We start from the raw sequence: 23,213 nt of genomic DNA, 5'->3' as shown, positions 1-23,213 counted from the left end.
AGCCTGAACACATTTTATATGTGCCAAAGATACACGTAGGCTGGGCTGTTAAGCCCAGCAAATACAATACATGCTATAAATGCTGGGCTTAACCTAGCCTACAAGAAAAATCGCTGTAGAAACAATACTTGGCACTATCTAAAACACTTACGAGCAACATGCAGGAGTAATTCATGCAAATTTTTCATGATCTTCACGAGTGGATAAACTTTAGAAAACAGCTGCCAACCGAGCAGACTATTGGTTTTGCGCCAACGATGGGTAATTTACATGCAGGCCACGCCTCTTTATTTTTAGCCAGCCAAAGAGAAAATCATTATACGGCCACCACTCTATTTGTTAACCCTACCCAATTTAATCAAGCAGATGATTACAAACATTACCCTCGAACATTAGAGGCCGATATTCTTATTATGAAAGAATCAGGGGTAGATTTTTGTATTTTGCCTACAGAAAAGGCAATGTATCCTGACCAATATAATTATCAAGTTCATGAACAGCAGCTTTGCCAACTCATGGAAGGAGCTCACCGCCCTGGCCATTTTAATGGCGTGTTAACCGTTGTTATGAAATTACTGAATCTGGTTAAGCCTCATAAAGCCTATTTTGGCGAAAAAGACTATCAACAGTATTTATTAATCCGTGAAATGGTTAAAGCCTTTTTTATAGACGTAGATATTATACCCTGCCCTATTATTCGTGAATCCAGTGGTTTAGCTTATAGCTCACGCAATAACCGGTTAAACAAAGAAGAAAAAGCTTTAGCCGAGATTTTTGCTCAGCTATTCCAGCAAAAAGAGAAGACTTGCGAACAAATTCAAACAGAGATAACCGCGAAAAATATAGCTGTTGAATACATTGAAGAATACGAAAACCGCCGTTTTGCAGCGGTACGCATTGGCGATATTCGTTTAATTGATAATTATCGTTTGTAATTTTTAAGTCAGCTACCTGGTTGCTTGCAACCAGGACTTGCTTTAATGAGTTCGCTACGCTCATAACACCTGGATTACACTACATTGCATCCAGGCTACATTAGGGTTAACTCCCTACCTACAATAACTCTGGTATTGCTCCCGGTTGAACCGCATCTCCAACCGTCGCAACTTGAGGTGCTTGTTGATATCCGCCCCCAACTAAGGTTGATTGAGCAGGGATACCGGCCCATTGAGTATTTTCAGGCAAACACTCACCTTTCATTAATAAAGAGAGGCTTCCCAAAGTAGAATTATCTTCCATTACCGTGTTGTAAAGTACGATTGATCCGGTACCAACATTGCAACCTGAGTTAATCGTCACGTTAGAAACCTTAAATATACGATCCTCATAAAGATGAGTTTGAATTATGGTTTCTGCATTAATACACACATCATCACCAATAGTGATTAAATCAAACTCAGAAAACTCGGCGCTATCAGTAAATACACGTTTTCCAGCCTTAGTACCTAAACAACGATGAATCCACAGTGCAAATGGAGTACCTAACAATTTATTTGTTAAATGAGGATTGGTGTAATAATTATAGGAATATTCAATTACATCATTTTTCCAAATGAAAGGATCCCAAATAGGTTTGGTTAAGGGCTTTAATTTACCCAAAAGCATCCATTTTAGGCCGACTAAAACACCAACCATACATACAGTCAGGAATAGCTCAGAAATAGGTAATACAAGCGCTGTCAGGCCCCAAGAATAGGTTGCTAACATGTAGTCCAGAATATAAAGCAAATTAAACAAAACAATTAAAGAAAACGAGGTAGGTAAAATAATCCGTAAAAACTCGATTAGCAAACGTGTGCAATATAGTTTTTTCGATGGATAAAAGGTTTCTTTATCAGAAAACCCAACAAATACTTCGCGTTTTGGCAGATACACGGCTGGAGAACCTAACCAAGCAGAATTGACCTCGGTCGCCTTATCTCCTGGAGGGGTTATTGACAAACATCCAAGTAAGGCGCGCTCTCCCAGTTCTTTACCCGCGGACAGTAAACTCACATTACCTACAAACCCACGACGCCCGACAGATACTGGAGCAAAGTTAATTGCGCCCTGATAAACATGGGGCCAAGCTAAAGCAACGGAACTTGCCGTAAAACCACCCTCTTCGATCGTTACTAGATCAGGAATGATGTGGGGAGTTTCTCCCATCTCCACGCTTTTTCCAAGTTTAGCACCCAGCAGTCGCAAAAAAGCCGGCAAATAAAGAGTATCGGCCATTACGGATATTTCATCGCCATCGAGCATTTTTACGATGATCCAATGGCGAAGATAATAAAAGCTCTTCAATGAATATTGGCCAGGTTTTACCTTGTCCATAATAATTTTTTTACAGACAATGACACAAAGATAATACAAACTTAAGAAAACCACAGAACCCAAAGGAACCGCAAAGAAAATCGTTGTAAAATAGCTGCCCTCATCATAATAATAACTGATAAAAGAAAGTGCAGGAACCAAGCATAAATAGAACATGACCATAACAAAGACAATGCCTAAATAGTGCAAAATACCAAACATTGTATTTTCCAGCATTGTTGACTCTTCAGCTGCTACCTTTTTCCTGGTGATGTGATCGGCTGGAACTATTCCAGGAACTGCTGGAGAGCCTGAAAAATAAGCGCCCTGAGCTACATAACTTTGCTCAGGCAGCATGGACATATCATCCAAGACCGAATTATCTTCAACAACACTATTTAAACCAATTACAGACCGTGCACCAATGTAGCAATTATTGCCAATAGTAATGGTCCCTATTTTCAGCCAACCATCTTCAACAATATATCCATAAAGTCGGCTATCCGTATTAATGGATGTATTATCACCAATAATTAACAGGTCGTGAGCTGCAATCTGCATAGAGCCGATATGACAGTTTTTACCTATTTTTGCCCCTAACAGGCAGTAATAAATTCTAGCTAAGGGTGAACCTACTAAGTACTTAGCCAAAAATAAGTTCTTTTGTAGTTTCTGTACTAACCACCAACGATAATAAAACCAACCCCAAAGCGGATATTCTCCCGGCTTCACTCGCCCTAATAAAATCCACTTCATCGCGACCGTAATCAGTAACGAGATAATCGGCAAGGATAAAAATAAAGCTAAAAAGGCTAATTGTGATTCACGAGAAATAATTGAATATTCTGCAGTCACCCAACTGTAGCATAAAACCACCGCCAACAATTGAAAGGTGCCAACCGCATATTGCAATAAACAACCGAAAAACTGCCCTACTCCACATAGATAATAGTTCCATTGCGGAGCACGGTATTTAGGCTTGCGCTGAACTTCCTCTTGCTGGATTGTATTCGCATTATTGAATTTTTGCTCCAGCTGGCTAATTGTTGGATTTTTATATAAATCCAAAATGGATATATTTCGTAATGCAGGAATCCTACGTAAGCTAGATATCGCTTTTGCAGCCAGTAAAGAATGTCCTCCTAAATCATAAAAAAAGTCGGCATCCACTGAAATTTTAGGATAATCCAGCACCTTCTCCCAGACATGAGCAATTTCTTTTGCTAACTCTGATTTGGGTGCAATATATACAATCTCAGGCCTGGTTTGAGTTGGTTTAGGTAAGGCCTTACGATTTACTTTGCCGCTTGATAAGACAGGAAAAGATTCCAGAACTTCGGTAATCGCGGGAATCATATAATCTGGTAAATTAGTCTTTAAAAAGGACTTGAGTTCGCTGGCATTAAATTTTGCATTTTTCTCAAGTAAAACATACGCAACTAAGGTTGGTTGATCCAGCGTTTGCAAAGAAACTACCGCCTGCTTAATCCCTGAATACTGCATCATTACCGCTTCAATTTCATTGAGCTCAATACGAAAACCACGTAACTTCACCTGGTCGTCAATCCTCCCGGCAAAGCGTATCTCGCCATGTTCCGTTTTAGACGCCAAATCCCCCGTACGATACAGACGCTGCTGATTTGCCGGGTTAATTACAAATTTTTCCGCAGTACTTTCTGGACGATTCACATAGCCACGAGCCAGAGCCAAGCCACTAATGCATAATTCGCCCTCTTCCCCATCATTTACTTCGTTTAAATGTTCATCAACAATCAAAACACCATAACCATTAAGTGGCTTGCCTATGGTAATTTCTTTTTCTGGATGACATTCGGCATAAGTTGCAATAACGGTCGCTTCTGTTGGACCGTAAGTATTAATAATTCTAAGTCCTTTACGACTCCAGCTTTTAACCAAACTGGCAGGACAGGTTTCACCGCCTAAAATTAATAAACGTAAATCAGGTAACTCCCCTTCTAGAGTAGATAACAAAGTCGGAACGGTAGACAGTACAGTGACTTGATGTTGGTGTAAGAAAGAAATTAAACCAAGTCCTGAGCGAACTTCTTTTGCAGTACAGGCAACTAAAGCCGCACCATTGGCAAAAGCCATCCACAGCTCTTCCAACGAAGCATCAAAAGCTAAAGAAAAACCTTGATAAACACGGTCATTGCTGGTTATCGCATAAAGGGTACTTGCTTCTCTTACGTAGTGACAAATACTGCTTTGCGGGATTTCTACACCTTTGGGCTTACCAGTGGAACCCGAAGTGTAAATAACATAACATAAATCATCTGCATTCTGTTCATTTAGAGCGGAAATCAATCTTTTAGTGGGCTGTTGTGAAAGCTCTTCACTAAGCTCATCAAGAGCAAAAACCTTTGGCCATGCTAGTTTTTTTTGCTCTAACTGAAGGGAGGAGGTCAATACTGCAGTAAACGGCAGATCAGAAAAAATATAATTAATTCGCTCTTCAGGATAATCCACTTCGATGGGAACATAAGCAGCACCTGCTTTTAATGTAGCGAGGATAGCAATATAACATTCAACTGAACGTTCTAAAAGAATACCGACTACACTGCCTTTTGATACATTGTTCTCCACAAGATAATGAGCTAACTGGTTCGCACGACATTCTAATTCTTGGTATGAAATAAAGGCATTATCGCAAATTAAGGCAATATTGCTCGAAAAGCTATCGACTGATCGCTCAAAAAAATGATGCAACTGCATAGTGTTATTACCGGATGAAAAACTCAAGTTGGCTTGCTCCTACTAAACGCATCATTCCCCACAAACTCATTGATTTTTGCTGACAAAAAAGCACAGAAAACCCCGCACTTTAAATATATTATATTTAGCATCAATAGTAAAAGGCTTATGGAAAAAACACAGAAGCAGAGCTTAATTTGAAGGATTATAATTCTTTCTTATCTTACAAGCGACACTCCAAGATATAAATTTTTTTAAAAATCATAGACTGCATACCATGCAGTAATTTCTGTACCTCCACACCACTTATCGATAACAAAATAGACACATTGATTTTTACCAAGTCATGCGCTGCAGCACGTCATCTTGAAGAATTTACGACCAAGGATGACGTACCATCTGTTACATAAAAATTTCTTGTAAAAAATTAGTCATTGCCTGCCATGAACGCTTCGCAGCAGCAACGTTATACATTAAACCCAATTGGGTATCATGAGCGTTAGGATTAGTGAATGCATGTTGCACCTGACCATACATATGCAGCTGCCAATCAACTTTTGCTGAGGTCATTTCTTGGCAAAAAGCATTCGCTTGCTCAGGATTTGCCAAAGGATCTTCATAACCATGTAAAGCTAAAACCTTTGCTTTAATCGCATTTGACTTCATCATTCCAGGCTTATTCAGCAAGCCATGGAAGCTAACCGCACCTTTGATATCAGCCCCTGAACGTGCTAACTCTAAAGCACACATACCGCCAAAGCAAAAACCAATGATCGCAACACGCCCCTTATCGACTTCAGGCATAGAGAGCAGCGTATTTAAAGCACTATCTAGACGTCGACGAAGCAATGCCTGGTTAGAAACCAATGGTTGTATTAACGCTGATTTTTCTTCAGTCGTTGTGCCAATCTGAGCATTACCAAACATATCCAGTGCAAAGCCAATATAGCCTATATCAGCGAGCATCGTTGCTTTTTGACAAGCAAATTCATTACGCCCTGACCAATCATGAGCTACAATTACTGCAGGCCGAGTGCCTTCTTTCGAAGCGTCATAAGCCAGAAAACCATGAAGTTCCAGTTCATCCTGATGATAAATATAGTTTGAAGTATGCATGCACTATCCCTGAAATAAACGGTAACGATAGTCTAGGTGAATCTAATCAAATGTCCAGTAATTTAACCGGGGTCGTGCATACAAATACTGGGGTTTGGGCCAGTAAAGCTAAGGAGTTTTTTAATATATAGTTATTTGATAATAAAAGAATTATTAACCACTAATAAAAATTGGTCTACACTAAAAGAAAAAAGGAATTAGTATCATGTTAACTACATCATTAACACACGTTAGGGATTTATTACATGCTCAATTCTGCTATCAAGTTTTTATTACGCCCATCCATTTCCCCCTAGAAAAAGAATATCGAAGTTTTGCAAAATTAGCCTGTGAAATTATGGAGAAAAGGCGTACTGAAGTAATTCATAAGGAATATCCCCGTCATCACGTATTACATCGGTTTACACCTACCCAAACAACTAAAGATAAAAAAATTCTTATTACTCACGGCTGGATATCTCGAGCTGCTTATATGATGCGAATTATCGATACGTTGCAGCAGCAAGGCTACGAAGTCTACGCCATTGATTTCCCCGCTCATGGGGAAGCCAAAGGGCTACAATTACCATGGATGGATGCGGCCAGCGTAATTAAGGAAACCTTAAACCAGTACGGTCCTTTCCATGGAGCAATTGGCCATTCTTTTGGTGGCTCCATGTTGCTTAATACTTTAAATTTATCCGGACAACTTCCTGAATGGCGATTACTTCATAAACCGGAACGTGCCATATTAATTGCCTCCCCCACCCACATGCGTGGCCCAGTAAATCACGTCGCCAAAAAATTCAAACTTAGTGGGCGTGGATACATTCATTTACGTCATCTGGTGGAAGGACAAGCAAAAATTGCCTTAAATCGAATACAACTTAATCATTTTATATCTCAATCACCGAATATTCCTTTTTTATGCATTCATGGTGATTTAGATCAAACCGTGAGCACACAAGAGTCTATTCGCTTTTGCAGACAATACCCAAATGCTGATTTACGAATTTTGACTGATGCGAATCATGTAAGTGTGTTGATGGACGAGCGAGTAGAAAGCTTGGTACGGGACTTTTTAGAATAGCAAGTGGGACGCGCGAATAAAATATAAAAAGTGTAGCCTGGTTGCAAGCAACCAGGCTACACCGAATAGAAAAGAACGCTCCCTAAGCTTCAATATACTGGCGCAGTTTCTTCATCGCATTTTTTTCAAGCTGTCGCACACGCTCAGCAGATACGCCATACTTTTCTGCTAAGTCATGCAAAGTCAGTTTGTCATCTGCTAACCAACGTTGTTGCAAAATGTCTTGGCTACGTTCATCAAGCTGTTCTAATGCCAACATTAATTTCTCGCGGCCTTGATCGCCAGTGTCTTCTTTTTCTAATGTCAAAGCAGGATCATCATCTGCATTAAACAAATAGCGCTCTGGTGCATTATGGAACTCATCACCATCATCCGCATCAGGGGCATCATATGGGGAATCCATCGCATTCAAGCGTTGCTCCATTAACAAAACATCTTTAGTACTTACACCCAGATCTTTTGCCACGGCTTCAACTTCTTCATTACTAAACCAGCCTAAGCGATTCTTCATCTGACGAAGATTAAAAAATAACTTGCGCTGTGCTTTAGTAGTCGCAATCTTAACAATACGCCAATTGCGTAATACAAATTCGTGAATTTCCGCTTTAATCCAATGAACCGCGAAAGAAACTAAGCGTACGCCCATTTTAGGATCAAATCGTTTTACGGCTTTCATTAACCCAACATTGCCTTCCTGAATTAAATCATTCAAAGGCAAACCATAACCTAAATAACCTCGAGCAACTCGAACAACATAACGTAAATGAGCAAGAACCAGGTGTCTAGCTGCTTCAAGATCCCCTTCAGAATGAAAACGCTCAGCATAGGCAAGCTCTTCCTCCAAAGTTAACATAGGAATTTGATTAACTCTATGAATGTACGCATCAAGACTGCCTATGGGTAAATTCATAGCAGCAAGTTGCAATTGTTGACTCATACGTTTTCCTCTTGGAATAAAACTACAATTGAGGTTCTATAGAAGCTAATTGCCGTTTTACCGACAAACAGGCCCCTAACCAACCTAGTATAATAGCAAATATAATGAGTAGCAAGATTTGCCGCATTGAAAGAAGATCAACCGAATAGTGCATTTGATAAACAAATGCTAGATGATTAACCGCCCTTGCTAAACTCAAAATAAAAATATTAACTAAAAAAGCAGCGAAAACAGCCCCGATAACCCCATACCAAATCCCTGTGTACAGAAAAGGCCGAAGAATAAAGGGGTCTTTAGCACCAATCAACTTTAACACTTGAATCTCTTCCTGGCGACTGTGTAGTGCTAAACGCAATGTAGTGCCAATAATAAGCACTACCGCTAAAGCGAGCAATAATAATAAGCCATCCGCAAAATGAGCGGCAAATCGCATCAGTGCATCGAGTCGGCTAATCCACTCCATATCCACCTTTGTTTGTTCAACACCAGCTAAGGTTTGCAATTGTTGGGCAAGTTGGTCTAATTTAACTGGGGAATCAACCGATACAGCTGGCTGTACAGTTATTACCGCAGGCAATGGATTTTCAGGAAGATAATGCATGATGTCCTGCATTCCCTCTTGTTTTGTTAATTCTGCAAGCCCTTCTGCAGATGATTTTAATGAAACATGGCCAACCCCTTCGGTGTCACGTACTCTCTGTACAAGTTGTTGCTGTTCTGTTTCCGTTAAATTAGGTTTTAGATAAATAGAAATAGGACCACCACGTTTCCAATCACCCGTCAGTTTATTCACATTATCAGTACACACCCAAAAAAGGGCCGGCAATGCCAATGCAATTGCAATCACCACTGATGTCATTAAAGTAGCCACCGGCTTGCTGCATAAATAATTCAAACTTTGAGTAGCTGCCTGGACGTGATAGGCAAAAAACGATTGTAATTTCTTTAGCACACCCGGCCTCCTTTAAGCATGACAATTCGGTGTTTCATGCGAGCAATTAAAGGCAAATCATGGGTGGCAATTAATACGCTCACACCAACCTGATTAAATTGCTCAAATAGAGACATAATTTCTGTAGACAGCTTGGGATCTAAATTTCCAGTTGGCTCATCGGCCAATAATAAAGCGGGCTTGTGTACTACAGCACGTGCAATACCAACCCGTTGTTGCTCTCCCCCAGATAAATGGGAAGGAAGCATTTTTTCCTTGCTCAATAAACCAACCATGTCTAATGCAGCATGAACTCGCTTTGCAATCATGGGATATGGAGTACCCTGAATTTGTAAGGGTAAGGCAACGTTATCAAAGATGCTACGATCATTCAGTAAATACGGCGATTGAAAGGTAATACCTAATTGGCTGCGGTGTGTCGCTACGTCACGACGTTTCAAATGATTTAAACGCGCGCCATTCACCGTTAATTGCCCAGAGGTAGGCCATTCTAAAAGCGCGATGAGCTTCAATAAAGTGCTTTTACCAGCTCCCGAATGACCAGTAAGGAACGCCATCTCGCCCCTTTGTAACGAAAAATTAACATTGCTTAAGGCTTCATAGCCACCAGGATAACGTTTACTCACCTGCTCAAATGTGATCATGAAACAATGCACCAACAAATTGTTCAGCACCAAAGGGACGTAAGTCTTCTATCCCTTCACCAATCCCTATATAACGAAAGGGTATTCCCAACTCACTCGCAATTGCAAACAAGATTCCGCCTTTAGCAGTTCCATCCAACTTGGTCATCGTAATGCCCGTTAAATTTACTGCTTCATGGAATTGCCGTGCCTGCACTAATGCATTCTGACCTATGCTTGCATCCAAGATCAACATCGTTTCATGGGGTGCTTCAGGACACAGTTTTTGCAAGACTCGTTTTACTTTTTTCAACTCATCCATCAGATTGCCTTGAGTATGCAAACGTCCGGCAGTATCCGCAATGAGTACGTCCATCTTACGTGCTTTTGCTGCTTGCAACGCATCAAAAACTACTGAAGCACTATCAGCGCCAGTATGCTGGGCAATAACAGGAATATCATTTCGCTCACCCCAAACTTGTAATTGCTCTACAGCTGCGGCTCTAAAGGTATCGCCTGCAGCCAACATGACCTTTTTTCCTTGTTGTTGAAACTGTTTCGCTAATTTACCAATTGTGGTGGTTTTTCCAGCGCCATTGACACCCACCATTAAAATCACAAAAGGCGAATGATCGCCAGTCTCTAAAGTAAGAGGGGTATCGTTTTGAGTTAAAATAGATTGTAAATGCTCTTTAAGTGCATCATAAACGGCCTCGCCATTAGCTAATTGCTTACGCTCTAAGCCCTCGGTGATTTGTTTTAATACTTTCTGCGTCGTATTAATCCCAAGATCTGCGGTAATGAGCACAGTTTCTAACTCATCCAACAGCTCTTGGCTGATCTCTTTTTTACCTAACAGAAGCCGTCCAATACCATCACCTAATTGGTGACGAGTCTTACTTAAGCCCTTGCGAAAACGAGCAAAAATACCTTCTTTGGTGACTTCGGGTTCCGGTTCTACAGGACGTGGAGCCACCTCAGAAATAGACTCTTCGATTTCCTGCTGCTCATTGCTCTTGGACGGAGCTTCACTTTGGCCTCGTTTAAACCATTTAATCATATTAGTATACAAATCCTAAAAAATGTGGAATTCTATCATCTTTTTGCTTAGAGGTTAATTTGTGCGCAAAATATTAATCACCTTACTTATGGTACTATCTTGCCAGACCTTCAGCCAAGTTCAAGAGTATACCTTGAATAATGGATTAAAAATATTGGTTAAAGAAGATCATAGAGCTCCTATTGCGGTATCTATGATTTGGTATAACGTAGGCTCCGCAGACGAACCTGGTGGTATTACAGGGGTTTCCCACGCCATTGAACATATCATGTTTAAAGGTACAAAAAAATACCCATTAGGTGTTTTTTCTAAGACAATCGCCGAAATTGGCGGCCAATCAAATGCATTTACCAACAATGACTACACCGCTTTTTTTGAAAAAACCGATGCCTCACGCTTAGCAACCAGCTTTGAGCTAGAAGCTGATCGCATGAATAATTTGCTGCTGAGTGCTGATGAGTTTGCCAAAGAAATTAAGGTAATCCAGGAGGAGCGTCGTTTACGAACTGACGATAACCCCCAAGCTCTGGCTTTTGAACGCTTTTTAGCAACAGCACATTTAGCCGCTCCATACAATCATCCTGTTATTGGTTGGATGAGTGATCTAAAGCAAATGAGTGTTGACGATGTAAGAAAATGGTATAAGCGTTATTATGCCCCTAATAACGCAACGCTAGTAGTCGTTGGCGATGTGAATGCTGAGCAAGTCCGTGCTTTAGCTCAACACTATTTTGCAGCCCTGCCCCAACGAAAAATCCCCATACGTAAACCACAACAAGAACCACCTGCATTAGGCAAGAAGGCAATTAGTGTGCAAAGCACCGCAAAACTGCCACTGGTCATGATTGGTTATTCAGTGCCTGGAATTAAGACGGCAAAAGCAGCCTATGAACCTTATGCTCTGGAAATTATTGCCGGTATTTTAGATGCCGGAGAGGGAGCTCGCTTTGCGAAAAATCTCATCCGTGGACAACATATCGCCACAGGAGCCAGCACCTATTATAACCTTTATACTCGCTATCAAACTCAATTTATCGTTTATGGCGCCCCCAGCCAAAACCAAAACGTTCATGTTTTGGAAAAAGGTTTAGTTGAACAATTAGACGATTTGAAAAAAAATCCCATCAGCGACAAAGAGTTAAAACGCATTAAAAATCAAATAATTGCCCAAAAAACTTATGAAAAGGATTCGATTTTTAGCCAAGCAATGGAGCTGGGGTTGTTAGAGACCGTAGGACTTGGGTGGAATAAGGCCAATGAATATACTCAGGCAATTAATGCGGTAACTGCGGAGCAAATTCAACAAACGGCTCAACGTTATTTTCAAGAAAACAATATGACCGTCGCCAAATTAGAGCCACAAACAACTCCTAAGGTGAAATCATGAAAATTTTAACTACTTGCCTTATGGCGTTAACTATTGGCTTATACAAGCCGGCCCACGCAACTAGCTTTAAAACGGAAAAATGGCAAACAGCGAATGGCGTACGCGTAGTTTTTTACCCAGCAAAAGAAGTACCTATGCTGGATGTTAGTCTCGCATTTGCAGCAGGCTCCTCCTACGATGAAGAATCCTATGGTTTAAGCTCATTAACTGGACGTCTGTTAAATCAGGGTAGTGCGGGCCAAGATGCAACAGCGATTGCTGAAGCATTGGCGGATACTGGAGCACAAGTCAGTGTGGAAAACAGTAGAGACATGGTTGTTTTAAACCTGCGCTCACTGGTCAGTAAGGATGCGTTAGCTCAATCAGGTAAAACATTTGCCCAAATTATTAATCAACCGGATTTTCCAGATGAGGCATTTGTTAGAGAAAAAAAACAATTACTAATGACTATTGAGCAAAGCCACGAATCACCAGAAGACGTTGCGGATCGCGCGTTTTTCAAGGCCTTGTATCAGCAGCACCCCTACGCTCATCCAGTTAACGGCACCAAAAAATCACTCAATGCAATTACGAAAAAGCAAGTAACGGACTTTTATCACCGTTATTTTGTGGCACAAAATGCGGTGCTCGTCATGGTGGGTGATATTAGTAGCGAAACGGCTCACCAATTAGCAGAGCAGTTTACCGCCAACTTAGCTAAAGGAACTCCCGCTCAGCCTGTTGCTCAAGCAGCACAATTAGCTCAAGCAGAGCATGTGAATACTGCCTTTCCTTCTTCTCAAACCATGATTCGTCTTGGTCAAATAGGAATTGATCATAAGAATCCCCGTTATTTCCCACTCATGGTAGGTAATTATATTTTAGGTGGTGGCTCCTTAGTTTCACGACTGGCTGTTGAAGTAAGAGAAAAACGAGGATTAACTTATGGTGTTGAGAGTCAATTTTCACCCATGCCGGGGGAAGGACCATTTCTCATCAGCTTATCAACTCGTAATCAGCAAGCTAAGCTAGCGTTGGATATCATTCAAAAAGAATTACATACCTACATCAATAATGGTCCCAGCGAACAAGAGCTGGATGCGGCAAAACAATATCTTACCGGTAGTTTTCCGCTCTCGTTAGCAAGCAATCGCAGCATTGCAACCATATTGTTGCGTATGACCTTTTACCGTTTGCCAGATAATTATTTGGATACTTATGTCGCCCGCATCAAGGCCGTAACCAAAGACGAAATAAAACAGGCATTCCAACAACAGTTAAACCCAGATAAATTACTTCTCGTGACAGTGGGGCAATCTTGAAACAGGAAATTCGTATTATAGGAGGCCAATATCGTGGAAAAAAATTACATTTCCCCGATATTGAAGGTTTAAGACCCACCCCTGACCGGGTACGCGAAACCGTATTTAATTGGTTAATGCACGACATTAGAGGCGCACGCTGCCTAGATGCCTTTGCTGGCAGCGGCGCGTTGGGCTTAGAAGCTTTTTCGCGTGGTGCAGCACAAGTCGTCTTTGTTGAGCACTCGCCTCAGGCTCATGCAAATTTGCACAAAATAATTAGTTCATTTAATAGCCCAACTTTAAAGCTTTTAAAGATGGATGCCCGCGCTTATCTGCAATCGAGCAAAGAGCAATTTGATATTATTTTCCTCGATCCCCCGTTTGCACAAGACTACCTTCCTCAATGCATCCAGGAACTGACTCAGAAGGATATTTTAATTCCCGGAGGTTTAGTTTACCTGGAATCGCCAACTGCAATCGAATTAGATGAGCAATCCTGGCGAACAGTCAAACTTAAAAAAGCAGGCCAAGTAGTTTACGGTTTATTTGAAAAAATATAATAAATCTGACTACCTGTGACCAGGACTTCCTTAAATAAAGAGCGTAGGTCGGGCCCATAGCCCGACATTTCCTCAAAGACTCCAATCCTTTACAAAGCCACAAAACGGGCAATACTCCATCCGTTTACTCAAAAAAGAAATTCTTAAAAAGATTGAGAATACCGACCATGAGCCCGACCTACAGGTATACAAACAGTGCATAACTCCCCCCCATATTGGGCAACGCCAACCTATACATTTTAAGCGTAACGGATTCCTCCTGCCAGCGTCGTTAGTGCCGTAATAGCCAATGCTCAAACGAAGTGCTTTTTTTATGGATAAACCCACCTGCCTTAGTAAAAAGCAAATTGATTTAACAAAGATTTTCGGTGATTCTTTTCCAGAATTTACGTTATGACTTGACAAGGAGCGTGGCTCCTGTTTCAATCATTCCAATATTATCTAGATCGAAAGAATTTGAATGAACAACAAGCTTGTCACGCTGTTAATTGCTTCAATCCTGCTTGCCAGTTGTAAATCTACGGGCGTCTTTTTTAAAAAACCACCCGTAAATAACCCCAGTGATGATGCCACAATTAAACTGGCGGAAGCTGCAGTTTCTGTTAGTGATTCGATGCATGAAATGGCTCGTATAGAAAAAGTAGTCGTGCCACCACACAAAGATAATACATTAACGATACCTAATGCTTATAACTTACAAGCTCGTGCAAGCGTAGACTGGTCAGGTCCAATTGAAGAATTGACCGAGCGCATCGCTAAAGCGGCGCATTATAGAATGCGTATCCTAGGAAAATCTCCAGCGATACCCGTACTTATTAGTCTTACCGTTAAAGATCAAAGCTTAGCTGAAATCCTGCGTGATATAGATTATCAAGCTGGAATAAAAGCTTTTATTCACGTTTACCCTAACAGTCAGGTTGTTGAATTACGTTATGCCAAAATTTACTCTTAGTCTCACTGTTCTGGTGTCTGCCTTATTGCTGGCATCATGTCACAAATCAGCTTATATAGGTGATACCGGTTCATTAGCTGGTTTACAAGCTATGGCCAATACAACGGCCAAGGAACGAACCAAAAGACAATCTGGTAAGTTTCGCCAAATGGCTCTTAAAGAAACTGCGCTCAGTCTTGGGGCTCAAGCAGGCTTGGCATGGCGAGCTAAAGCTATTGATGAACAATTGGCAAAGCAAACACGTACTTTAGATACAATTTATGATTTTAATTCGCTGACTCTGGAACATAACATTCTTCCTCCCGTACTATTGGAAGGACGAAACACCTTAAATCTAGCTGATGCACAAAATATTCGTGTCGCGGATCGCACTTATAAAGTAGCGAAACAAGCCCACTTTGTGACGACTCCTCCTACGTGGCGCCAATATTTATGGCTAGATTATGTTAAGCCAGAATATCCAAACCATACCTTGCTACCAAAAACTCGACTAGAGAAGAAAATTTGGTGCATGTATGTTGCTAAAGGTTGGAAAAACGGTATTGAGCAAGCCAATACGATTCTTGAAGAAAACATTGCTCGTATCAAAGAAGACTTTGGCGGTATGATTCTTTATCGCAAATTATTAGCAATGAATATGGTTTCCCCTCCTTATGTATCCCATACCGATTTAGGGGTTACTGGGGATGCCTCTGAAATTCGTATTGATGATCGCGTCTTACGTATTACGGCACTGCCAGCCTTGAATATCAACAGCAATGAATGGCGAGCAGCTGTAGCCAAAGATGAAAATGCGTTGGAACAATTTAAGAATATGGAAAAATTGGCAAGTCAGTCTAAAATTATCATAACAGACAAATCTTGGCAGCCTGTTATTACACCAACGACGAACTGATAATTTAATTATGACTACAGACCATTTAATGCCTGATGAACCAACACGTTTTACGCCATTGTTCATGGATAAAATGTTGGAACATACGGAGCGACTAAACGCCTCAGATATCACCATTCAAACTGGTGAACCTATCTATGCTGAGGTTTATGGAAAATTGCTCCGCATTACAAATCGCCGCTTATCCAATACTGAGCTTGGCGATTTAATTAATTCTATTTATGGGCCTAACGCAACAACCCAGCTCCTTTCTGGAAAGGATATCGATACGCACTATGAATTCCGTCCGAATCGCGGTGTACGTTATCGTTATCGGGTCAATGGTACTGCTTGTCTCGTTGAGGGCCATGATGCGATTCAAATCACCCTGAGGACCATTCCTACCACCCCTCCCAAGCTAGAAACCATGAATCTTCCTGACATCGTGCTTGAAGCCGTAGCGCCTCAGGAAGGAATTGTTTTTATCACGGGAGCAACGGGTTCAGGTAAATCAACTCTTTTGGCGTCGATTATTCGTGATTTAATTGAAAAAGAAGATTCACACCGAAAAGTATTAACTTATGAATCACCTATTGAATTCGTTTACGATGAAATTGAAACGATTTCTTCAGTAGTAAGCCAGTCTGAAATCCCTCGTCATTTACCTAGTTTCGCGGATGGAGTAAGAAACGCTTTACGACGTAAGCCTCGCCTAATCATGGTTGGGGAGTGTCGTGACGCAGAAACCATTAGTGCCGCACTTGAGGCAGCACTCACTGGACATCCAGTCTATACTACGTTGCATACCTCAGGGGTTGCAGAAACCATGCGCCGTCTTGTTACCTCATTCTCAGGGGAAGAACGCTTGGGGCGCACCATTGATATTCTGGAAACTATTAGACTGTGTATTTGGCAAAAACTAGTCCCTACTGTTGATGAAAAACGGGTGGCATTACGTGAATATCTTGTGTTTGACGAAGAGGTGCGGGATATTTTATTAGAAAGTGATCCCAATGATGTCACTGCAGCAACACGGAAATTAGTACGACAAAAAGGGCAACTGATGACTTGGGATGCAAAAAATAAATTCGAACAAGGAATAATTAGCGAACGCGTCTATAAACTGATTATTGCAGGGGCAAAAGATTATCAGCAATAATTCAATTAGAGGGGTACAGCTATTAACGGGAATGCCTTACTATATTATAAAAGTGCTCAAGCCTTATTTTTACCAGTAAAACCTATCGAAGAGTTAGATGGTTTTGAGCTTCGCCTACATAAACATCGTTATTTTTTCTGTGGTGCCGAACCGCCAATAAATTATTCTAGTAGCACCCGCATCGGCAGACATAAATATTTTGCAAACCGCTTATTAGAAGAAGCAGAAATCCCTGTTCCTAGCGCAGTTTTAGTTGATAAAGAAGAGCTGGAAAATGATGCCTTCACCGAACAGACCGATCAGCTACAATTTCCGTTGGTTATAAAACCGCTCAACGAGCGGCAAGGAAGAGGCGTTTTATGTAACATCCAAAGCCTGGATGAATTAAGAGCCGTACTAACCGAAGCCTTTTCCACCTATGAACAAATCATTGTGGAAGAATTTCATGGTAATTTAAAATCTTATAGAGTCCTAGTATTTAATCAAAAAGTAATTGGGGTGGTATTACGCCATCCATCCTTTGTGCTTGGCGATGGGAAGCACAACATTACCGACTTAATTGAGCAAACCAATAAAGAACGCAAACAAATCAATGAATTTTTAGGCCCGATTAGCCTGGATGCTGAAGCATCTATTTGCCTTAGAGAACAAGGTCTAAAAGAAGACTATATTCCTCGAGTCGGTGAGAAAATAAGCTTAGGCTACACGAGTAATGCTACGCGAGGAGGCAGCTATGAGAATATCAGTAAAAATATATGCAAAGAAAATCGCAAACTTATGATTCAAGTTGCTAATACCCTCAACCTAAAATTGGTTGGCATTGATATACAATGTGAAGACATAAATAAACCCATAAAATACCCTGAGGGAGTTATTATTGAAGCCAATGAAATCCCGAGCATACGCATTCATGAAATTCCTATGCATGGGCCGGCTAATCTGGTAACCCGAAAAATAATGCGTCATTTTATCTATCGGCACCCTTTTGCCTATTTATGTTCGCTATACTTTAATAAACGCACAGCATTTTATATTAGGACATTGATTATTGCCGTAATTATCACTGTGCTCTATCCATTACTTAAAACAAAAGGCATTATATGAACAATTCCATACAACTGTTGGATGCGTCATTAAGAGATGGTGGACATAGAACAAATTTTCATTTTAAAGACAATGAATTAGAAGGTTTTCTACCCCTTCTCGACCATTCTGGCATTGAATATATTGAAATTGGCTATCGTAATGGCTCCTTGCATTTTATTCCAGATTTAGGGCGCGCTGGATGGTGCCACAAGGATTATTTACTTTTCTGTCAAGGCTTGATTAAAAATTCTAAAATGGCAGTCATGGCCCATCCGCACAATGTCACGCAGGAAGACTTACGAGAGCTCAAAAATTGTGGTGTTGCCTTATTAAGAATCTGTATTGCCCGAGGCGAACTCCCCGTTGCTCTCCCCTTAATAAAAATGGCTCAAGATCTCGGTATGATGGTCTCAGTTAATTTCATTCACATTTCTTATTACACGAATGCTGAATTAGATGACGTAGTTGGCCTAGCCAGCAGCCATCAACCCGATATTATTTATTTTGCTGATTCCAATGGAAGCTTATTACCCTCGCGCACTAAAGAAATCTACGACCGCTATCTGGGGGAGAGTTCGATTCCTTTTGGTTTCCACGCCCATGATAATATTGGTTTAGCTCAAGCTAATGCGCTGGCGGCTCTCAATTCAGGTGTTCGTTTTATTGATGCCTCTCTTGCAGGAATGGGTAAAGGCATAGGTAATTTAAGAACCGAATTTTTTACAGCATACCTTCATGCAATTGATATTAAAAAATATAACTTACAAGATGTATTGAATGCTGCCAATTACGTACGAGATGTGCTAAAAATAGGACATGAAGCCATTGAGATGGATGAATTTATTCGCGGGATTACCGACCTCTCCACCGCGGATCTCAAAGCATATAAAGAAAAAAATAAATTGTCCTAGAGGTACAGCAGCATGCAAAAAAAGAAAATATTAGTCATTGGGCCGGTTTCCGCACACCCTGAAGACATGGCGTCAATTGCCAAAACGCTGACATTTCTCACTGAGGACTATGCCATTGACTATCTTGACTCTCTGTCCATTATGGAAGAACTACCCAATGCTGCTTATTACAAACTTTGGGAACAAAAGTTAGCAACCTGCCTCAATGATTATGATGCCTTTTTTGGATTTGCATTTGGTGGTGTCGTCATTCAACAATGTTTTTCATTGTTCCGCTCCCTGAAGAAACCAATTATCTTATTTTCAGCCCCAAGTTTTGCAGATGGCCCCTTAAACCAAAAACTCGGGCTGGTGGTTCATTTATGTGAGGAGGATAAACTTGAAGAAGCGCTCCAAGCGCTCTATGAGCCAGTTTTTTACCCGAATCCTATGCCACCCCAGTCAACTATTAGTCTTAACCGTGATCAAGCCTACAAACGGCTAATTTTTGGTTTAAACCGGGTATTACAAACAGACTCAAGGCCCATCTTACAAACCAACCAAGTTCCTCATTTACATTTGGTCGGTGAATACTCAAATCTGGTTAATAATAAAAATGTTATTGCAGCCGCAAACGGCCAATTAGTGACCGTGCCTCATTCTAGCATGCGAGTACTACAAGATAACCCCACCTATTGTCAAAAAATCATTCTGGAGGTTTTAAGTGGCTCTCAATAAAAAGCTGAAAATTGCCGTCCTTCCTGGCGATGGCATTGGCATTGAGGTTACTGAAGCTGCGCTACCTCTATTTACTGCGCTCGATCTCCCCATCAGCTTACATATAGGCGATATCGGATGGTCCTGTTGGCAAAACGAGGGGACCCCTATTCCGGAAAGAACCTGGGAGCTGATCCATGAGTGCGATACGGTCCTATTAGGAGCAATCACCAGTAAACCTCAACGCGAAGCACAGCAAGAGTTGGCGTTGACACTACACGATCGCGAGCTGAGCTACATCTCACCGATTATTTTGCTGAGACAAAATTTAGATTTGTATGCCAATGTCCGTCCTTGTTTTTCAATTCAAACCAGGGAAAAACCCTTTAATTTTTGTATCATCCGCGAAAATACTGAGGGCCTCTATGCCGGCTTTGATTATGCCCCACCTCCAGAGGCAATACTTGGATTACTTGCCAAGAAAAAAAACTGGCAGCAAGTGCCTGCCGAGGAGCTAAGTTGCGCACTACGTCTACAATCGACCGCAGGCTTAACACGTCTATTTGAATTTGCATTCCACCATGCAGAAAAACAGCGAATGCAACGGGTCACCTTTGCAGATAAACCCAATGTTTTACGTCTCAGTGGTCATTTTGCCCGCGAAATTTTTGAGTCTGTAGCTCAGAAATACCCACATATTCATGCCGACATCCTCAATGTTGATGCCGTTGGTCTGTGGCTAATTCGCCGCCCTGAAGAATTTGGGGTTATTGTCGCAGAAAATATGTTTGGCGACATTTTATCGGATGTAGGAGCTGGGGTTATGGGCGGTTTAGGATTTGCACCCAGCGCCAATATTGGCAAAAAACAATGCTATTTTGAGCCGGTTCACGGCAGCGGGCCACAAATGCCCCCCCAATCCGCGAACCCAACCGCTATGTTCTTAACAATCAGCATGCTCCTGCAACAATTTGGTTATGAAGAACAAGCTAAACTGATTAATGAATCAGTGCGTACCATTATCAATAAAAAGCGATTTGTGACCTATGATGTGGGAGGCAAATCAAGCACTACCGATATGGCCAATGCAATTATCGACCAATGCCTACGCGCCACTCAAAACCTGCATCAAATCCCAACTCTAAGTGAAGAAAACTCCATGGATGCCTGTCTGAAAAAACTATATTCCTTTAATACTACCGAAATTTCGGATGCATTAGATGCCTGTCAGATAGAAGGCGCCTTGCTACACATAAAAGCATTAGCACCAGGTATGAAGATGGCAGGGCCCGCCTATACCGTACGCTATGCCACTAATGAGCAAAAAATCACCGAATTTAAAAATGCAGCAAATTACATCGATGCAGTGCCAGAGAACTCGGTTATTGTTATTGATAATAATGGGCGCATTGATTGCACGGCCTGGGGAGCCATACTTACTAAAATGGCCCTACATATGAATATAGCAGGCACCGTCGTCAATGGCGCTGTTCGTGATGTAGACTTTATTCGTGAAGCCAACTACCCACTTTTTTGCGCAGGAACCTACATGCGCTCAGGCAAAAATCGCATTCATAAAGTGGCTGAACAATGCCCCATAGTCATTAATGAGATTACAATCAATCCAGGCGATATTATTTTTGCGGATGATAATGGAGTTTTAGTCATCCCCAAACAATTAATGTCTGAGGTCATAGAGAAAGCCGAAAAAGTAAAATTCACCGAGCTCAATATCGCAAAAGCAATTCAAGAGGGTTCCTCATTGGAACAAGCACGAATTGATTATCGTTATGACCAACCCTGGCTAGGTGCTAAAAAGAAATGAACCAGTTAGCTGATTATCAATTTATCGATATTCATTACCATGCCAGTCCAGATCTCTATGCTCGTCGCTGGAATGCATTGCAAGCAGGAGAAATCTATCAATCCTTGCGCGGAGCGGTTTTTTTAACCAGTCATCTTGGCGCAACCAGCATTCAAGCCACCTTAGCGCAGCAACAAGGATTACCGGTTTTTCCTTCATTGATATTAAATCAGCTCGCGGGAGGAATTGATTATCGCGTCATTATGCAAGCATTGAATGAATATCAACCACTTAGCCCCTCAAAACTTTTGGTACACTTTCCTACCATTACAGGTCGCAATTATCCCTCAAAATTGTCACGTCAATTGAGCTATCCACATTTAAGCCCATTTAGCCAACGCGGCGAAACCCTCTTTAATAGCAAACAGCAATTAGGTAAAAATGTGATTGATATTTTAAAAATGGCAAATGACTATCCAATTGTTTTAACTACAGGACATGCATCCAAAGAAGAAGTCTACTGCTTAGTGGATGCGTGTATTCGCTATAAAGTACCAGCATTAATCTTAAATCAACCAGCTCATCCATTGGTTAATTTAAAAGCACCAGCCTTAAAAGAGCTAGCTCAACATGAATTTGTCTGGATTGAGCAAACTGCACTGACTTATCTCTTAGGACATCAGGATAAGGAAGATTTTAGCACGGTATTACAAGCCATTCCTCGGGTTATTTATAGCTCAGATCTCGGGCAAACAACGCAGATGGACATTAAAGATTGGATTCGTTATTCTGCTGAGTTATTTACCGAGTTGCATCTATCGGAACAAAGGAAAAGTGAGCTGCTGCGAGAGCATGTGATTAAGCTACTTTCATAATATAATTACCAGCATCCTATTTGCCTTACTCGGTTTGGAAGACCGCAGCGGTCAAGCCGCGGAAATTGGTGAGCATTATTTGCACGCTGCCGCGTTCAAATACTAATCTACTCCTCAAAAATCTCTTTCAAAAAGGCCTCTGTTGCCTGCCAAGAACGCTGATCTGCCTGTTCATTATAATGTAAACCCATCTCATCATCATTCGCTAACGGATTCGTAAATGAATGAGCCGTATTGCCATAAATATGGATTTGCCAATCTGCTTTACGAGCACTCATTTCAATTGCAAATTGATTTACCTGGTCCACTTTAACCAAAGGATCATCATAACCATGTAACACCAAAATCTTGGCTTTAATTGGAGCAAATAATTCCTCTTCTGGGGCTTTAAGCACTCCATGAAAACTAACCACACCTTTAACATCAACACCAAAACGCGCCAAATCCAAGGCACATAAACCACCGAAACAATAACCTATAGCCGCAATATTGTTTTTATCAACCTGAGGTAATTCCGTGAGTAAATTAAAGGCCGATTGAATACGCTTAATCAGCATTTGCCGATCATTCATAAAGGGGGTCATTAGCGCTCGTTTTTCTACCTTGTCAAAAACCACTTGAGCCTGCCCATACATGTCAAGAGCAAAGCCAACATAACCTAGCTTAGCAAGTTGTATGGCCTTATTACAGGCATCATTCCCCCGCCCCCCCCAATCATGGGCGACCATCACAGTGGGTCGTGGTGATGAAAAGTCGTTGTTGTATGCGATGAAACCTTTGCAGATTGTATTCGCGTCATTATAATTTATTTCATCCGTTACGATCACACTAATCCTCAACTCATTAAAATACTAAGGCCTGT

Annotated in this window: 20 protein-coding genes; 13 read left to right on the top strand and 7 right to left on the bottom strand. The window is 41.2% G+C overall.

Annotated features, from left to right (window positions below):
* The first annotated feature begins 173 nt into the window (after positions 1-173).
* Entirely contained in the window at positions 174-935 is a 762-nt protein-coding gene (gene panC / locus J2N86_RS03175; RefSeq protein WP_252580958.1) for a pantoate--beta-alanine ligase, read from the top strand.
* 118 nt (positions 936-1,053) lie between these two features.
* Here the strand turns inward: panC and J2N86_RS03170 are convergent, their stop codons facing one another.
* Both J2N86_RS03170 and J2N86_RS03165 read right to left on the bottom strand, forming a co-directional pair.
* On the bottom strand, positions 1,054-5,055 hold the full coding sequence (locus J2N86_RS03170) for a Pls/PosA family non-ribosomal peptide synthetase (RefSeq protein WP_252580956.1): 4,002 nt from the start codon (positions 5,053-5,055) through the stop codon (positions 1,054-1,056).
* Positions 5,056-5,409: 354 nt separating this feature from the next.
* On the bottom strand, positions 5,410-6,123 hold the full coding sequence (locus J2N86_RS03165; protein ID WP_252580954.1) for a dienelactone hydrolase family protein: 714 nt from the start codon (positions 6,121-6,123) through the stop codon (positions 5,410-5,412).
* Positions 6,124-6,328: 205 nt separating this feature from the next.
* Here J2N86_RS03165 and J2N86_RS03160 point away from each other — a divergent pair, with 205 nt between their 5' ends.
* The gene (locus J2N86_RS03160) at positions 6,329-7,192 is read left to right on the top strand and encodes an alpha/beta hydrolase (protein ID WP_252580953.1); all 864 of its coding nucleotides are present in this window, start codon (positions 6,329-6,331) and stop codon (positions 7,190-7,192) included.
* An 82-nt stretch (positions 7,193-7,274) separates the two neighbouring features.
* On the opposite strand, the gene rpoH is transcribed toward J2N86_RS03160, so the two are convergent.
* Genes rpoH through ftsY form a run of 4 tightly spaced genes read right to left on the bottom strand, consistent with a single transcriptional unit; the run spans position 7,275 to position 10,764 of the window.
* Positions 7,275-8,129: an RNA polymerase sigma factor RpoH gene (gene rpoH, locus J2N86_RS03155; RefSeq protein ID WP_252580951.1), complete on the bottom strand. Its 855-nt coding sequence runs from the start codon at positions 8,127-8,129 to the stop codon at positions 7,275-7,277.
* Positions 8,130-8,151: 22 nt separating this feature from the next.
* Entirely contained in the window at positions 8,152-9,081 is a 930-nt protein-coding gene (gene ftsX, locus J2N86_RS03150) for a permease-like cell division protein FtsX (RefSeq protein ID WP_252580949.1), read from the bottom strand.
* Positions 9,075-9,725, bottom strand: coding sequence for a cell division ATP-binding protein FtsE (gene ftsE / locus J2N86_RS03145; protein WP_252580948.1), 651 nt, complete (start codon positions 9,723-9,725; stop codon positions 9,075-9,077). The genes ftsX and ftsE overlap by 7 nt, the downstream gene beginning before the upstream one ends.
* Entirely contained in the window at positions 9,712-10,764 is a 1,053-nt protein-coding gene (gene ftsY / locus J2N86_RS03140) for a signal recognition particle-docking protein FtsY (protein WP_252580946.1), read from the bottom strand. Before ftsY ends, ftsE begins: the two co-directional genes overlap by 14 nt.
* Before the next feature lie 61 nt (positions 10,765-10,825).
* On the opposite strand from ftsY, the gene J2N86_RS03135 reads away from it, so the two are divergent.
* From J2N86_RS03135 to J2N86_RS03085, 11 genes are all read left to right on the top strand, one after another.
* Positions 10,826-12,151 carry a M16 family metallopeptidase gene (locus tag J2N86_RS03135; RefSeq protein WP_252580945.1) on the top strand — a complete coding sequence of 442 codons (1,326 nt, stop codon included), beginning with the start codon at positions 10,826-10,828 and terminating at the stop codon, positions 12,149-12,151.
* Positions 12,148-13,452 (top strand): M16 family metallopeptidase, encoded by a 1,305-nt coding sequence (locus tag J2N86_RS03130; RefSeq protein WP_252580943.1) that lies wholly within the window; start codon positions 12,148-12,150, stop codon positions 13,450-13,452. The genes J2N86_RS03135 and J2N86_RS03130 overlap by 4 nt, the downstream gene beginning before the upstream one ends.
* Positions 13,449-13,994 (top strand): 16S rRNA (guanine(966)-N(2))-methyltransferase RsmD, encoded by a 546-nt coding sequence (gene rsmD, locus J2N86_RS03125; protein ID WP_252580941.1) that lies wholly within the window; start codon positions 13,449-13,451, stop codon positions 13,992-13,994. The genes J2N86_RS03130 and rsmD overlap by 4 nt, the downstream gene beginning before the upstream one ends.
* A 460-nt stretch (positions 13,995-14,454) precedes the next feature.
* The gene (dotD, locus tag J2N86_RS03120; protein WP_252580939.1) at positions 14,455-14,946 is read left to right on the top strand and encodes a type IVB secretion system lipoprotein DotD; all 492 of its coding nucleotides are present in this window, start codon (positions 14,455-14,457) and stop codon (positions 14,944-14,946) included.
* A complete protein-coding gene (locus J2N86_RS03115; protein WP_252580937.1) occupies positions 14,927-15,841 on the top strand; it encodes a type IV secretion system DotC family protein in 915 nt (304 codons plus the stop codon). Before dotD ends, J2N86_RS03115 begins: the two co-directional genes overlap by 20 nt.
* Before the next feature lie 28 nt (positions 15,842-15,869).
* A complete protein-coding gene (gene dotB, locus J2N86_RS03110) occupies positions 15,870-16,979 on the top strand; it encodes a Dot/Icm type IV secretion system ATPase DotB (protein WP_252582338.1) in 1,110 nt (369 codons plus the stop codon).
* Between the two features lie 21 nt (positions 16,980-17,000).
* A complete protein-coding gene (locus J2N86_RS03105) occupies positions 17,001-18,083 on the top strand; it encodes a UDP-N-acetylmuramyl peptide synthase (RefSeq protein ID WP_322790915.1) in 1,083 nt (360 codons plus the stop codon).
* Positions 18,080-18,976, top strand: coding sequence for a beta/alpha barrel domain-containing protein (locus J2N86_RS03100; RefSeq protein WP_252580935.1), 897 nt, complete (start codon positions 18,080-18,082; stop codon positions 18,974-18,976). The genes J2N86_RS03105 and J2N86_RS03100 overlap by 4 nt, the downstream gene beginning before the upstream one ends.
* A 12-nt stretch (positions 18,977-18,988) precedes the next feature.
* The gene (locus tag J2N86_RS03095; RefSeq protein WP_252580934.1) at positions 18,989-19,693 is read left to right on the top strand and encodes a hypothetical protein; all 705 of its coding nucleotides are present in this window, start codon (positions 18,989-18,991) and stop codon (positions 19,691-19,693) included.
* The gene (locus J2N86_RS03090) at positions 19,680-21,497 is read left to right on the top strand and encodes an isocitrate/isopropylmalate family dehydrogenase (protein WP_252580932.1); all 1,818 of its coding nucleotides are present in this window, start codon (positions 19,680-19,682) and stop codon (positions 21,495-21,497) included. The genes J2N86_RS03095 and J2N86_RS03090 overlap by 14 nt, the downstream gene beginning before the upstream one ends.
* A complete protein-coding gene (locus tag J2N86_RS03085) occupies positions 21,494-22,351 on the top strand; it encodes a DUF6282 family protein (RefSeq protein WP_252580930.1) in 858 nt (285 codons plus the stop codon). The genes J2N86_RS03090 and J2N86_RS03085 overlap by 4 nt, the downstream gene beginning before the upstream one ends.
* Before the next feature lie 107 nt (positions 22,352-22,458).
* Here the strand turns inward: J2N86_RS03085 and J2N86_RS03080 are convergent, their stop codons facing one another.
* Positions 22,459-23,178, bottom strand: a complete 720-nt coding sequence (locus J2N86_RS03080) for a dienelactone hydrolase family protein (protein WP_252580928.1) — start codon at positions 23,176-23,178, stop codon at positions 22,459-22,461.
* Positions 23,179-23,213 lie beyond the last annotated feature (35 nt).

The organism is Legionella lytica (assembly GCF_023921225.1).
Taxonomy (GTDB): Bacteria; Pseudomonadota; Gammaproteobacteria; order Legionellales; family Legionellaceae; genus Legionella; species Legionella lytica.
This window is presented reverse-complemented; position numbering and strand designations above follow the sequence as displayed.